The sequence below is a fragment of the Pedobacter agri PB92 genome (assembly GCF_000258495.1).
GTDB lineage: Bacteria > Bacteroidota > Bacteroidia > Sphingobacteriales > Sphingobacteriaceae > Pedobacter > Pedobacter agri.
The window spans coordinates 19808-33281 of the sequence record NZ_AJLG01000037.1; the positions used below are offsets into that span (position 1 = coordinate 19808).

The 13474-nt window shown below is 36.7% G+C and carries 15 protein-coding genes, 1 tRNA gene and 1 pseudogene; 12 read left to right on the forward strand and 5 right to left on the reverse strand.

All coding sequences use genetic code 11. From position 1 onward, the window contains the following. Positions 1–31: 31 nt before the first annotated feature. Positions 32–103, reverse strand: a tRNA-Arg gene (locus ON09_RS07595). A gap of 490 nt (positions 104–593) precedes the next feature. Between ON09_RS07595 and mgtE the strand changes: the two genes are divergently transcribed. Both mgtE and ON09_RS07605 read left to right on the forward strand, forming a co-directional pair. Further along, positions 594–1949 carry a magnesium transporter gene (gene mgtE, locus ON09_RS07600; protein ID WP_010600462.1) on the forward strand — a complete coding sequence of 452 codons (1356 nt, stop codon included), beginning with the start codon at positions 594–596 and terminating at the stop codon, positions 1947–1949. A 28-nt stretch (positions 1950–1977) separates the two neighbouring features. After that, positions 1978–2592 (forward strand): HAD hydrolase-like protein, encoded by a 615-nt coding sequence (locus tag ON09_RS07605; RefSeq protein WP_010600463.1) that lies wholly within the window; start codon positions 1978–1980, stop codon positions 2590–2592. 291 nt (positions 2593–2883) lie between these two features. On the opposite strand, the gene ychF is transcribed toward ON09_RS07605, so the two are convergent. After that, positions 2884–3984: a redox-regulated ATPase YchF gene (gene ychF / locus ON09_RS07610; protein WP_010600464.1), complete on the reverse strand. Its 1101-nt coding sequence runs from the start codon at positions 3982–3984 to the stop codon at positions 2884–2886. A 169-nt stretch (positions 3985–4153) separates the two neighbouring features. Here ychF and ON09_RS07615 point away from each other — a divergent pair, with 169 nt between their 5' ends. Next, positions 4154–4618 carry a DUF5362 family protein gene (locus tag ON09_RS07615; RefSeq protein WP_124914839.1) on the forward strand — a complete coding sequence of 155 codons (465 nt, stop codon included), beginning with the start codon at positions 4154–4156 and terminating at the stop codon, positions 4616–4618. Between the two features lie 80 nt (positions 4619–4698). On the opposite strand, the gene ON09_RS07620 is transcribed toward ON09_RS07615, so the two are convergent. Both ON09_RS07620 and ON09_RS07625 read right to left on the reverse strand, forming a co-directional pair. Beyond that, positions 4699–5022 carry a DUF3276 family protein gene (locus ON09_RS07620; protein ID WP_010600466.1) on the reverse strand — a complete coding sequence of 108 codons (324 nt, stop codon included), beginning with the start codon at positions 5020–5022 and terminating at the stop codon, positions 4699–4701. 79 nt (positions 5023–5101) lie between these two features. Next, positions 5102–6891, reverse strand: a pseudogene (locus ON09_RS07625) (ABC transporter ATP-binding protein). 108 nt (positions 6892–6999) lie between these two features. Between ON09_RS07625 and ON09_RS07630 the strand changes: the two are divergent. The 9 genes from ON09_RS07630 (at position 7000) to ON09_RS25395 (ending at position 12929) form a co-directional block, all read left to right on the forward strand. Further along, positions 7000–8088, forward strand: a complete 1089-nt coding sequence (locus ON09_RS07630) for a Glu/Leu/Phe/Val family dehydrogenase (RefSeq protein ID WP_010600468.1) — start codon at positions 7000–7002, stop codon at positions 8086–8088. A gap of 46 nt (positions 8089–8134) precedes the next feature. Continuing rightward, positions 8135–9085: a transcription antitermination factor NusB gene (gene nusB, locus ON09_RS07635; protein WP_010600469.1), complete on the forward strand. Its 951-nt coding sequence runs from the start codon at positions 8135–8137 to the stop codon at positions 9083–9085. A 1-nt stretch (position 9086) separates the two neighbouring features. Further along, the gene (locus ON09_RS07640; RefSeq protein WP_039842022.1) at positions 9087–9527 is read left to right on the forward strand and encodes a DUF1573 domain-containing protein; all 441 of its coding nucleotides are present in this window, start codon (positions 9087–9089) and stop codon (positions 9525–9527) included. 67 nt (positions 9528–9594) lie between these two features. Beyond that, entirely contained in the window at positions 9595–9918 is a 324-nt protein-coding gene (gene yajC, locus ON09_RS07645; protein ID WP_010600471.1) for a preprotein translocase subunit YajC, read from the forward strand. A gap of 187 nt (positions 9919–10105) precedes the next feature. Next, positions 10106–11053, forward strand: a complete 948-nt coding sequence (locus tag ON09_RS07650; protein ID WP_029204188.1) for a CdaR family protein — start codon at positions 10106–10108, stop codon at positions 11051–11053. After that, the gene (gene coaE / locus ON09_RS07655) at positions 11053–11661 is read left to right on the forward strand and encodes a dephospho-CoA kinase (protein ID WP_010600473.1); all 609 of its coding nucleotides are present in this window, start codon (positions 11053–11055) and stop codon (positions 11659–11661) included. The genes ON09_RS07650 and coaE overlap by 1 nt, the downstream gene beginning before the upstream one ends. Positions 11662–11750: 89 nt before the next feature. Next, positions 11751–12272 (forward strand): hypothetical protein, encoded by a 522-nt coding sequence (locus tag ON09_RS26595; RefSeq protein WP_316927779.1) that lies wholly within the window; start codon positions 11751–11753, stop codon positions 12270–12272. A gap of 52 nt (positions 12273–12324) precedes the next feature. Then, positions 12325–12696, forward strand: a complete 372-nt coding sequence (locus ON09_RS26600) for a hypothetical protein (protein ID WP_316927780.1) — start codon at positions 12325–12327, stop codon at positions 12694–12696. 89 nt (positions 12697–12785) lie between these two features. Next, positions 12786–12929 carry a DUF5522 domain-containing protein gene (locus tag ON09_RS25395; protein ID WP_010600474.1) on the forward strand — a complete coding sequence of 48 codons (144 nt, stop codon included), beginning with the start codon at positions 12786–12788 and terminating at the stop codon, positions 12927–12929. A gap of 9 nt (positions 12930–12938) precedes the next feature. On the opposite strand, the gene ON09_RS07665 is transcribed toward ON09_RS25395, so the two are convergent. After that, the coding region (locus ON09_RS07665) for a Uma2 family endonuclease (RefSeq protein WP_010600475.1) at positions 12939–13474 on the reverse strand (536 nt) is incomplete at its 5' end.

Here is a 13474-nt window from a genome sequence, read left to right on the forward strand (position 1 = left end):
AAAGAGGCAACATCGAAATGTTGCCTCTTTGTGCTCCCGACGAGATTCGAACTCATATCGATGGTACCGGAAACCATAATTCTATCCATTGAACTACGGGAGCGAGGGTGCAAATATAGAAAATCAAAATGTTAGTTTCTTGTAATATGAAGCGTAAAATCAACTTTGTTTTTGTCAAGCTCAAACAAGAGGTTTGGTTTGCTGTTGGTTTTTGAAGATCGGGCGGTGATAATGAGGAGAATAGAGTGCCTAAGTATTGATTTCTGTTGAAATCACAACGCTGGCTTTAATTCAGGTTTACGATGAGCACTGATAAAAATTTTATTAGCGAAAAAATGAAATTTCGCTAACCGGAGCATTCAAAAGACAATTTGAAGAAGTGAAATAAACCTTATTGAAGCGATATCCTTTTGAGCCCTTCAGCGAAAAAGATAAAGCGGAAATAAGGACTGAAGAAGCCGAAGCTAAAGTAACCTTGCTTTACTAAAAATTAATGCGCTCTTAACTTCGAAATTGGCTTTTTTAAAAATAAAAACGCACCTTTGCGAACCGTTAATAGAGGCTTTTGGCATGTAAAAAATAAATAATTGTTTATGGAAGAATTGGTTGTAGAAGAGGTTCAGGAACTGCTTGAAAAAGAGAATGATAAAGCATTAAAGCGTTATCTTGATGAACTGAATATCTCGGATGTGGAGGAATTAATTGACGAACTTCCACAATATGCAGCCAAATTCATCGAAACGATTTCACTCAACCGGGCAGTTAACGTTTTCCGGATTCTGGATTTTCCCACCCAGGAAAGAATTATTAAAAAACTTACCGGCAACAAACTTAATCAAATCATAAAAGATTTGCCTCCTGATGATCGTACAGCACTTTTCAGTGAGTTGAAGGGCGACGTGGTAAAAAAAATGATTACGCTTTTGCCACCCGAAGAACGTAAAGAATCGCTGGCGCTTTTAGGTTACAACGAATACAGTATCGGCCGGTTAATGACGCCAGATTACATTGCTGTGAAGCCAGAATGGACTATTGCCAGAGTTTTGGCGCACATCAGGCGGTATGGCAAAAATTCGGAAACGATAGATGTAGTTTACGTTATAGATAAAGACGGAGCGCTTTTAGATGACATTCGGATTCGCGAAGTTTTATTGGCAGATCCTGAAGCCGTTATTGGCGAATTGACAGATAAGCGCTTTATTGCTTTGAGGGCCAATGATCCACAGGAAGATGCAATTAGTATTTTCAGGATGAACAATCGGGTGGCTTTGCCGGTAGTTGATGAAAACAACATTCTTCTTGGTATTGTAACTGTTGATGATATTCTGTGGATTGCCAACGAAGAATATACTGAAGATATTCATAAAATTGGTGGTTCGCAGGCTCTAGATGAACCTTATTTAGATGTGCCTGTTTTTGAACTATATAAAAAACGTGTGGTTTGGCTAATCGTTTTGTTTTTTGGTGAGCTGCTAACAATAGCGGCAATGTCTAATTTCGAAAATCAAATTGCACAAGTGGTAATCTTAGCCACTTTTATTCCTTTAATTATTTCGAGCGGTGGCAATAGTGGTTCTCAGGCCGCAACACTTATTATTCAGGCCATGGCGCTAGGCGAAGTAACCGTTAGAGATTGGTGGAACGTGATGCGAAGAGAGATTTTTTCAGGAATTTTATTGGGCTGTACTTTGTGTTTACTCAGCTTTGCGGTAATTGGAACCTGGCAATTGTTTTGGCCAGGCTTTACCGATCATTACGTCCGAATTGGCTTAGTTGTAGGCTGCTCGCTAATAGGTGTAGTGCTTTGGGGAACTTTGATGGGCTCGATGTTGCCCTTATTGCTTAAAAAGGTTGGTGCCGATCCGGCGGTGTCTTCCACACCTTTTGTTGCCACCCTGGTAGATGTAACGGGTTTAATTATCTATTTCTCATTCGCGATACTTTTTTAAGCGGTATTTTACTTTAATAATTTATAAGATGCAGAAAACTATAACAACATTGTTTACCGATATTGGAGGGGTTTTATTAACCAACGGATGGGATAGGCAGGCGAGGGGCGAAGCTGCAGTACTTTTTAATCTCGATTCTGTTGATTTGGAAGAACGCCATCATTTAACCTTCGATACTTATGAGGTAGGCAAGCTAACGCTTGATGAATATTTGGAACGTATCGTTTTCTTTGAAGAGCGTTCGTTTACTTATGATGATTTCAAAGAATTTATGTTCAAAAAGTCGCTTCCATATCCGGAGATGATTGATTTGATCTGTGATTTAAAGAAAAAATATAACCTGAAAGTGGCAGTAATCAGCAACGAGGGGAGAGAATTAAATCAATATCGAATTAATACTTTCAAACTGAATGAATTTGTTGATTTTTTTGTTTCATCAAGTTTTGTTCATTTCCGCAAACCGGATGCAGATATTTTTAAAGTAGCGATTGATATTTCTCAAAGCGACGTGGAGACGAGTTTATACATTGATGACCGAATGCTTTTTGTTCAGGTTGCTGAAGGATTGGGTTTAAAAGGAATTCACCACACCACGTATGAAGATACCAAAGCGCAATTGGCAGGTTTTGGATTGGAATTATAGATCAATTTAATTCAAATTAAATAACAGCAGATTTATTTTTAGGAAAGCAATTACACGGCTTTTTTTTGATTTTGCTCCTGCTTTCCGTTATATCCCAGATGAAAAATCTGGGGATGCCACTGCAATCAGGTTTAATTAACTATGTTAATGCTGCTATTTACAGTTGCAAATTGGCCTGGATGATTGTCGATCAATATTGTTCCGTGGCTTTTGTGTTTCCGTGGTTAAATAAATAAAAAGGCCACTCGGAAGAATGGCCTTATACTTATCAACGTCGCTTAATCGGATGGGTTAAACGTTAAACCTAAAGTGCATGATGTCACCATCTTCTACCACATAGGTTTTACCTTCTACACCTAGTTTACCAGCATCTTTACAGGCATTTTCTGATCCTAAGGTTACGAAATCATTATATTTTATTACTTCAGCACGGATAAATCCTTTTTCAAAATCTGTATGGATTACACCAGCTGCTTGTGGCGCTGTAAAACCTTTGGTAATTGTCCAGGCCCTAACTTCTTGCACACCTGCGGTGAAGTAAGTATAAAGATTTAATAATTTGTAAGCTGCACGAATTAATTTGTTTACACCTGATTCATCCAGGCCTAAATCTGCTAAAAATTCCTGGCGCTCTTCATAGCTTTCTAGTTCAGCAATTTCTGACTCAATTTTTGCAGAAATGACTAAAACTTCTGCATTTTCATCAGCAACATTTGCTTTCACCAGATCTACATATTTGTTTCCTGTAACCACCGAGGCCTCATCAACATTGCAAACATACATCACCGGTTTTTGTGTCAACAGACCTAAGTCTTCGATAAAATCAAAATCTTCCTGGGCCAATGGTGCTGTACGGATCGATTTTCCGCTTTCTAAATGCGATTTAACAACGGTTAAAATTTCATAGGTACGTTTTGCATCTTTATCGCCGCCGGTTTTAGCCATTTTCTCCACTTTCTGAATACGTTTTTCAACAGTATCCAAATCTTTAAGCTGCAATTCTGTATCAATAATCTCTCTGTCGCGAATGGGGTCAACTGAACCATCTACGTGAATCACGTTTCCATCATCAAAGCAACGTAAAACGTGTATAATTGCGTTTGTAGCACGGATGTTGCCAAGAAACTGGTTGCCTAAACCTTCACCTTTTGAAGCCCCTTTTACTAAACCTGCGATATCGACAATTTCAATTGTATTTGGTTGTACCTTGTTTGGTTTAACCAGTTCAGCAAGCTTTGTTAAACGCTCATCAGGCACAGTGATTACGCCAACATTTGGCTCAATTGTACAAAACGGAAAGTTTGCCGCCTGCGCTTTCGCGTTTGATAAACAGTTAAAAAGAGTCGATTTTCCAACATTTGGTAAACCTACAATACCACATTGTAATGCCATTTATATTATATTGATTTTATTATTTACGATTTCACCTTTCACCTTTCACCTTTCACCTTTCACCTTTCACCTTTTTCAGGCGGCAAAGATAAGCTTTTAAACCTTTATTTTAAGATGGCAATTTGTGGTACATGGATATTTTATCTAAGTTTATAGAAAATTAAAACATATGATGGAAGAATTTGAGCAGCAGAAAGCTGAAGAAGTAAAATTGGTGGTTACCGAAGACATGCGCAGTTATCTTTACGATATTACCAAATGGGCCAAGTTTCTTTCGGTTGTAGGTTTCGTTATTTCTGTTTTTATTATTCTTGCTGCATTCAGTATCCCTGCATTGGTGAATAGTAACCCAGCTATAGCAGCACAAATGGGGCAACTGGGCGCTAGCGGAGCTACAATTATCACAGTAATTTATTTTGTAATGGGCTTGCTGTTATTTTATCCAAGTATACTATTAAACAGAGTGGCAAACAAAGGAAAACAAGGGGTATTATTTGGCGACCAGGAAAACTTAAATCAGGCAATATCAAATTTAAAATCGCTTTTTAAATTTTGGGGTATTGTTACGATAGCCATTATCGCATTCTATTTTTTAATGATATTTTTAGTTGGCGCCGGCATGGCCGTAGCCTAAGTAAATTTTCAATATATCCAATGCAAATAAAAAGGCCTTTGTTGAAATAACAAAGGCCTTTTTATTGAAATTATATTAACTTAAAATGAAAAATCATCGGTTGCTTTAGTGCTGTGTTCTCCATTTTCAGAGTATTCATAGCGTTTTTCAACAACATCCTGGTGAGTTTTAATGTAATCAACAGTTTCGTTTAAACCTTCTGCAAATTTCTCAAAATCTTCTTTGTATAAAAAGATTTTGTGTTTAACGAATACACCGTCTTCTAATCTTTTCTTGCTCTCGGTAACTGTTAAATAATAATCACCTGAGCGAGTAGCCTTCACGTCGAAGAAATAAGTTCTCTTACCTGCTCTTACTTTCTTTGAAAAAACTTCTTCTCTTTCCTTGTTGTCGAATTCTCCCATGGTTGGTATTGATGTTGGTTTTTGGTTTCGGTAAATATAAAGCAAATATTTAAAGTTCAAAATACAATTTTAATACAATTTAAATTGTTCTCGTTTCTTCTTCCAGAAGTTGGTGATTATAAAGTTCGGTATAACTGCCATTCAGGCTAAGTAATTCATTATGTGTGCCTTGCTCGATGATTTTCCGTCGTCAAGAACGAGTATTTTATCGGCATTTTTTATAGTAGAAATACGGTGGGCAATTAATATGCTGGTTTTGCCCAACATAATTTTGCCTAAGTTTTGAAGAATCTCTTCTTCAGTTTTGGTGTCAACAGCTGATAAACAGTCATCAAATATTAAGATTTTCGGCGATTTGATTAATGCTCTTGCAATGGAAACCCGTTGTTTTTGTCCACCGGATAATGTAATTCCGCGTTCACCAAGCATCGTCTGGAACTTCTCTTCAAACCCGATGATGTTGTTATAAACCGATGCATTTTTTGCTGCATCGTGAACTTCTTCATCCGTTACCTGATCTAAACCAAAAGCAATATTATTTTTAATGGTATCTGAAAAAAGGAAAACTTCCTGTGGTACAAAACCAATCTGACTACGGTAATTTTTAAGGTTTAGCGATTTTATATTTTCTCCGTCAATGCTAATCTTGCCGTTTTCAACATCATACATTCGCATCAACAGATTTGCCAATGTTGATTTTCCGGAACCTGTTTTTCCAATTATAGCAACAAATTCTCCGCTGTTAATTTGAAAGCTCACATTTTTCAATGCTTCAATTCCGGTATCAGGATAGGTGAAACTTACATTTTCAAACCTGATATTGCCATTGATTTCACTTTCTGCTGTACTTGTAGATTGGATATCAGAAGGAATATCCAAAAATTCGTTAATCCGCTTTTGAGATGCAGCCGCTCGTTGAATTAACGAAGTTACCCAACCTAACATGGTTACCGGGAAGGTTAACTGATTAATGTAAATAATAAACTCTGCAATATTTCCGGCAGTAATGCTACCATTCATGACCTGAATACCACCAATGTAAATAGTTAGGATGGTACTTAAGCCTATTAATAACAGCATGGTAGGATAAAAAAGCGCTGAAACCTTCACCAGGCTCATCGAATCTTTTTTATAATCATTACTTTGAATTTCGAACATATTACGGGTGTAATCCTCGCGTACGTAAGATTTTATGATTCGAATGCCTGAAAAACGTTCTTGTACAAAACTCGATAAATCTGATAATCGCTCTTGTATTTTTCCACTTTTCTTAAATATCAAGGTATTTACATAGTAGATGATGACGACCAAAAAAGGTAGTGGAAGCAGGCAATAAATTGCCAGTTTGGAATTCACATCAAACATCGACCAAATGATAAGTATTGAAAGCACAAACGTGTTGATGGTGTACATAATTGCCGGGCCCACATACATTCTAACACGATTCACATCTTCGGTAGCCCGATTCATTAAGTCGCCAGTGTTGTTCCGGCGGTAAAAACCTAAACTTAATTTTTGATAGTGCTGATAGATGTCATTTTTCATATCAAACTCAATATGCCTGGACATGAGAATAATGGTTTGACGCATGAAAAAAAGAAACAATCCACGTAAAACGTATAATGCGATGACGAGCAGGCCAAAATATAACAGATTGCTGCTGAAAATAGTGTAGATAATTTCTTGGCGATTAAATCCATCAAACAGGTTGTATACCTGCACATTTTCTGTAATTAAATCAACAGCATAGCCGATAACCTGCGCTGGCACTACACCGAAAATATTCGAGATCACTACGAAAATACTGCCCGGAATAATCCACCATTTATATTTTAAAAAGTACTTGTTTAATCTGCTTAGATGTTTCATTCCTGACAAATTTAGCCAAAGCAGATATAATTTTGTTATAGTTTCGTTAAATAGGTGTAATAATGGTTTTTTATTTTAATTTTGCAGCAGGTTAGCCGAACGTTCATTATGCCAGCAAATTCTTCGTCAGATTCATCCATTTTAGAGCAATTGAGTGCTTACGGGCATAAAAAATTGGTTTTCTGTAATGATCCCGATACAGGTTTAAAAGCTATTATTGCCATTCACGATACAACTTTAGGTCCTGCTTTAGGCGGAACAAGGATGTGGAGTTATGCAACAGAAGGCGAAGCCTTAGAAGATGCACTTCGTCTATCTCGCGGAATGACTTACAAATCTGCCATTACAGGCTTGAATTTAGGTGGCGGCAAAGGTGTAATCATTGGCGATTCTCGTAAAGATAAAACAGAAACTTTAATGCGTAGCTATGGCAGGTTTATTAAAAACCTGAATGGTGAATTCATTACCGCAGAGGAAATGGGAACCAATACGCGTGATATGGAATACATTCGTATGGAAACCAATTACGTAACTGGTGTACCAGAATCAATTGGAGGTGCTGGCAATCCTGCTCCCTTTACTGCTCAAGGCGTTTATTTAGGTATTAAGGCAAGCGTAAAAGAGGTTTTCGGTACCGATATGCTGGCTGGCAGAACCATTGTTGTACAGGGTATTGGAAATGTTGGGGAACATTTGGTTGCTTTACTGAGAAAGGAAAATGCTGAGGTTTTAATTAGCGATATTAATCAGGAACAATTGACTTACGTAGCCCGTAAATACAAAGCTAAACCTATCGAGGCTGACAAAATTTTTGGTTGCGACGCAGATGTTTATGCGCCATGCGCAATGGGTGCCACGGTGAATAACAAAACTATCGAAAGAATGAAGTTTGCAATCATCGCAGGCTCCGCAAACAATCAGTTAAAAGATGAAGTTTTAGATAGTGAGTTACTACTGAAAAAAGGAATTCTTTTTGCACCGGATTATTTAATTAATGCTGGCGGATTGATTTCTTGTTATTCAGAGTGGACTGGCTTTGGAAAGAAACGCACTGTTCAGCTTACTGAAAATATTTATGATGCCACACGCAGTGTAATCAAACTGAGTAAAGCAGAAAATATCTCAACAAATATTGCCGCAAATCGTATAGCCGAAAAGCGTATTGCAGATGTTAAAAAAATTAAATCATCATATTAAATAATTATTAAAACAGGTTTTATAAACCGCACTCGTTCTTACATTCATGTTAAACAGAAGGCACTTAAGAATTAAAGCTTTGCAAAACATTTTTGCATGGCACATGGCAGACAAAAAAGACATTAAAGGTGATCTTAAAACTTTAATGCAAAGCATCGATAGCGTGTACGAAATGTACATCTGGATGCTATCACTAATGGTTGAAGTTACCGAGTTCACAGCTAATGATGCTGCAGAACGTGCTAACAAACACCTAAAAACGGCTGAGGATTTAAATCCAAATATGAAACTGCTACACAATAAGTTTAGCGTTTTAATGCAGCAAAACCCTGAGTATGTTTCAGCAGTAAAAAAGTACAAGGTTGATTGGGGTTTCGATCCGGAAATTCGTAAAACCGTATTTAACTCTTTAAAAGCATCAAAAGAATATGCTGAATACCTTGCAGATCCAAACGAAAGTTTAGAATCATCAAAAGATATCATCAAATATATTTTCAGAAAAATCATCCTTAAAAATCAGGGGATTATTCAGGTTTTTGAAGAGAAATTTATTAACTGGCAGGTAGATCACGAAGTGATGAAGGGTATGGTTGCTAAAACACTGAAGAACTTTACTTTCGATGATCCTTTTAAAAATAAATTAACTGAAATTAGTGCCGACTGGATTGAAGATAGCAAATTTGTTCAGGATTTATTTGTTTATACTTTGCAAAACGATGCTAAGTATCAGGAATTGATTGCAGAACGTACCAAGAACTGGGAATCGGAGCGTATTGCGCTAATGGATACGATTTTAATGAAAATGGCGATTTGTGAGTTGTTAAATTTCCCATCAATTCCGGTAAAAGTAACAATCAACGAGTATCTTGAATTATCAAAAGATTACAGTACACCGAAAAGTAATTCGTTCATAAACGGTATTTTAGACAAAATTTTAGGTGATCTTAAAAAAACGAATACGATCAAAAAGATCGGTCGTGGCTTAATTGAAGAGTAAAATGAAAAAAGTATTAATCCTTGCAATTGCGGCTTTATCTTTTACTGCTTGTCGCAACGCTAATAATTCAACAACAGCGGTTGCCGGCGGTGATTCATCGGCCAACACAATTTCTTCACCAGATGCCGCAATAATTGTGTTCGAGAGCGATATCTTCGATTTTAAAAAAATCAATCAGGGAGAGAAAGTCCAGCATGATTTCAAGTTTAAAAATACCGGTAAAAGCCCGTTAATTATTTCGAACGCTACTGCTACTTGTGGTTGTACTGTTCCTGAAGTACCCAAAGAGCCGATTTTGCCAGGCAAGGAAGGTGTAATTAAAGTGATCTTTAATAGCGAGGGTAAAGAGGGCATGCAAGACAAAGTAGTTACGTTAACTTCAAACGCAAACCCTACCATTGCTACCGTACATTTGGTAGGAGAGGTACTCACCAAAAAATAATAAATTGAATGATGATGGATTCACTATAATAATCCGTGGTCAACTTTATAAATATAATAAATAAGAAATGACATCAACAGTAATTTTACAAGCAACAGGTGGATTTGGCCAATACGGACAATTAATCATGTTAGGTGCTATCGCGGTAGTATTCTACTTTTTCATGATCCGTCCTCAGGTTAAAAAAGCAAAAGACCATAAAAAATTAATCGAAGGATTGAAAAAAGGCGATAAGATTATTACAACAGCGGGTATTCATGGCCGTATTGCTGATATGAATGATACCACTTTCCTAATTGAAGTTGAAGGTGGTGTAAAAATTCGTTTTGATAAATCGGCAGTATCTTTAGATGCTACTAAAGCAGTTGTAGCACCTACAGCAAAAGCATAATTTAGCTTATCTTTTTTGAAGAGGGTGTTCAAATGAATTGGACACCCTCTTTTTATTTTATGATGTTGATGGACTTCAAAAAGAGCTAGTTGATTAGATTATTTTTGAGCCACTACTTAATTTGCTACATTTGAAACAATTGTTACCTGAAACAAAAACTTAGACAAAAGTTGGTTTACTTTACAATATGCCCTTTATCAGATTAACTCAAGTCGAGAGACGCCGTGCACTTACACTTCTAGCCTGCCTTTTTCTGGCTATAGCGGCGTGGCTTTTTATGGCGTTAAATAACAAGTATAATTATATCGCAAAAACGGTTATTGTTTTTAAAAATAACCCCACTAAGCGGGCCTTTTATCCTTTGCAATCTGATACTGTCGATTTGGAAGTTGAAGGAACAGGATGGCAGCTGCTATTTGCCCGCCTAAGGATCAGCCCTCCATCTATTTCAGTCAATCTCAGTCAGTTGAACACTAAGGACTTCATTGTGTTTTCTGATCAGCTTTATCAGGTAAATAAACAGGTTGGCAGTGCTCAAAAAGTTATTTCAGTTAAGCCAGATACGCTATATTTCGATTTCACAAAACGGGTAGTAAAAAATGTTGACGTCAGGCTGGTTAGCAAGCTGGAATTTGCAAAGCAGTATGGTTTGGCAAAAGAAACCATTCTTAGCCCAAAAAAAATAAAAGTTGCCGGTCCGATGGAAGAGTTAAGCAAAATTGAGTTTTGGCCAACTGATACATTGAAAATCAGTAACCTGCAAAGTAGTAGCACAGTTAGAATTGGTTTACAGCATAGCATTCATAAAAATGTCAGTATCTATCCATCCTCAACGGAAGTAAAATTGTCGGTTGATGAATTTACCGAAAAAACTGTTGAAGTGCCTTTAAAGATCGTTAACAATACAAATTATAACAGCATCAAATTATATCCAAAAAAAATTAAGGTAACATTTCTGGTTGCGCTGGGTAGTTATGCTGAAGTGAATGCAAATTTTATTACAGCTACGGTTGATGTAGAAGAGTGGAAGAATTTAGGTCATAAACAATTCGCAGTTAAAATAACAGAGTTTCCGGATTACTGTAAGCTCGTTAGTGTCATCCCGTCGAAAGTTGATTTTGTTGTAGAAAAATAATGTATAAAATTGGTATAACAGGTGGCATTGGTAGCGGCAAAACTACTGTCTGCAAAGTTTTTGAGGTTTTGGGTATTCCTGTTTTCTACGCAGATACCGAAGCGAAAAATATAATGGTTCAGGACGAAATACTGATCGCAGGAATTGAAGAAACCTTTGGTAAAAATAGTTATTTTGATGATGGAAAACTGAATAACAAACATATTGCGGGTATCGTTTTTAATAGCGAAGCTGAACTCGCAAAGTTGAATGCCCTGGTTCATCCAGCAGTATTTAGGGCGTTTGATAGATGGGAAGAATCAATTGATCCGAATGTTCCCTATACACTAAAAGAAGCAGCATTACTTTTCGAAAGTGGTTCTTACAAAATGTGCGATACGACGATTTTGGTAACTGCACCGCTTGAAGTAAAATTGGCAAGGGTAATGCAACGCGATCAGGTTTCAGTAGAACAGGTTAAAGCCAGGATGGACAAGCAATGGAGTGATGAAGAAAAAGCTAAGTTAGCCAATCACTTTGTTATCAACGATGAAACGCATTCAATTATTGAACAGGTCTTATCCTTACACCATTATTTTCTAAACACTGCTGCTGGCGTTCAGATTTAACATTCATCTTATTATTTACGAATATATTTTCTCCAAGTGATGTTTCAACTAAAATCATGTTTATCCTCAAATCTTAAAAATCCTGATAAATGATTTTAGATGATTTTATAACCATAACTCCAACTGGTTTATATTGTGTTTATGGTGATTTCTTTTTAGATCCGCAACAACCGGTTAACGAGGCCGTGGTATCTCATGCCCATGGCGACCATGCGATAGGGGGAAGTCAGCATGTGTATTGTACCGCTGCAACGCAAAGTTTTATGAAACATCGTTACCGTAAGTTTGCAGCTGGTGATTTCCATGTCAAAAATTACCACGAAACTTTTAAAATTAAGGATGTAGCCATTACTTTTTATCCTGCTGGTCATATACTGGGTTCGGCGCAAGTTTTAATGGAATATCAAGGCATAAAATACCTTTATACTGGCGATTATAAAATCGAACCTGACGTTACCTGTGAACCTTTTGAATTTATTACTGCTGATGTTTTGATTACCGAAAGCACCTTCGCAAATCCTGATACCAAGCATCCATCTCCAGTTGACGAAATTAAAAAACTTAAACGCAACCACTGCGAACATTATGCTGGGTGCTTATGCGTTGGGTAAAAGTCAGCGGATTATTCATTTACTTAATGAACATTGCTCCACAAAAAATATAATGGTTCACCATAGTATTATGCCATTTGTGAAGATTTATGAGGATTTCGGAATGGAGGTGGGTAATTATAAGATGTACGATCGTAAGGTGATGAAAAATCAGCATGAACACCAAGTGTATATTGTGCCACCTATGGTTTTTCATAGCTATCATAAAGCCATTAATGTTGTTCGTGCTTTCGCTTCGGGATGGAAGAATCTACAGCAACAAAACGGAATTTCACTTTATATTTCAGACCATGCAGATTGGAACGCAATTTTAGAAACTATTGATAAAGTGCAACCAAAGCAGGTTTGGACTTTACACGGCGATGGGAAACAGCTAAAAGATTACTTTAAAGGCAAGCTGGAAATTAAGATCATGAATGAATGATAGCATGAGTATGTGATTGAACATTTTAAGTGCGAATGGTAGTGATTAATTCACTCATTCAATAATTCAAAATTCACTCAATAATTTTTATGAAAGAGGGAGAAGACTTTTATTTTAACGAAGATGGATTGATGGTTTTTACATCAGCATATCATTTAAAGCGAGGCTATTGCTGTAAAAATAAATGCAAACATTGCCCCTGGGGTTACGGTAAGAAAAAAGAGAAGAAATGAATAATCTTTCTAAAATTTAACCCGATTGTAGATATCACTCAATTTAATTTCAAAACCCATTGAAACAAACTTTAAAGCATCTTCAATTAATTTATATTCAATTAATTCCCAGTTTTGTTTGTCATTAAGGTAAAAGGCCTCAACCGATATAGATTCAGAATCAACTAGGATGTACTCTCTTAGTGTTGGAATATCACGATACAATTTAAACTTTCCACCTCGATCATAATTTTTAGTTGATGGTGAGAGGATTTCGATGATTACCGTTGGCTCCAAATTAGTATCCTTGTCCTCCTCAGGATGATTAATTTCGTTGCAATACACAGAAATATCTGGATAGGTAAATAAAGAGTTTTGTGGTATATTCATCCTCATATCGCTGCCAAAAGGCACACATTTTGAAGTTGCGAGTTTAGTGGAAAGAAATCCAAACAAGCTGGAAAAAATAAGATTATGATTAAAGCCAGCGCCAGACATTGATCTTACTTCGCTACTCTCATCTTGATGCAAAGAAAAATATCTCACCCTGAAAAAAGTGTGTACGT

Bases quoted from the DNA above. Each gene is read 5' to 3' on its own strand.
- ON09_RS25395 (WP_010600474.1), top strand. From the start codon at position 12,786: ATGAAAGAGGGAGAAGACTTTTATTTTAACGAAGATGGATTGATGGTT.
- yajC (WP_010600471.1), top strand. From the start codon at position 9,595: ATGACATCAACAGTAATTTTACAAGCAACAGGTGGATTTGGCCAATAC.
- ON09_RS26600 (WP_316927780.1), top strand. From the start codon at position 12,325: ATGGTTCACCATAGTATTATGCCATTTGTGAAGATTTATGAGGATTTC.
- mgtE (WP_010600462.1), top strand. From the start codon at position 594: ATGGAAGAATTGGTTGTAGAAGAGGTTCAGGAACTGCTTGAAAAAGAG.
- ON09_RS07640 (WP_039842022.1), top strand. From the start codon at position 9,087: ATGAAAAAAGTATTAATCCTTGCAATTGCGGCTTTATCTTTTACTGCT.
- ON09_RS07605 (WP_010600463.1), top strand. From the start codon at position 1,978: ATGCAGAAAACTATAACAACATTGTTTACCGATATTGGAGGGGTTTTA.
- ON09_RS07620 (WP_010600466.1), bottom strand. From the start codon at position 5,022: ATGGGAGAATTCGACAACAAGGAAAGAGAAGAAGTTTTTTCAAAGAAA.
- ON09_RS07615 (WP_124914839.1), top strand. From the start codon at position 4,154: ATGATGGAAGAATTTGAGCAGCAGAAAGCTGAAGAAGTAAAATTGGTG.
- ON09_RS07630 (WP_010600468.1), top strand. From the start codon at position 7,000: ATGCCAGCAAATTCTTCGTCAGATTCATCCATTTTAGAGCAATTGAGT.
- ON09_RS26595 (WP_316927779.1), top strand. From the start codon at position 11,751: ATGATTTTAGATGATTTTATAACCATAACTCCAACTGGTTTATATTGT.
- ychF (WP_010600464.1), bottom strand. From the start codon at position 3,984: ATGGCATTACAATGTGGTATTGTAGGTTTACCAAATGTTGGAAAATCG.
- coaE (WP_010600473.1), top strand. From the start codon at position 11,053: ATGTATAAAATTGGTATAACAGGTGGCATTGGTAGCGGCAAAACTACT.
- ON09_RS07650 (WP_029204188.1), top strand. From the start codon at position 10,106: ATGCCCTTTATCAGATTAACTCAAGTCGAGAGACGCCGTGCACTTACA.
- nusB (WP_010600469.1), top strand. From the start codon at position 8,135: ATGTTAAACAGAAGGCACTTAAGAATTAAAGCTTTGCAAAACATTTTT.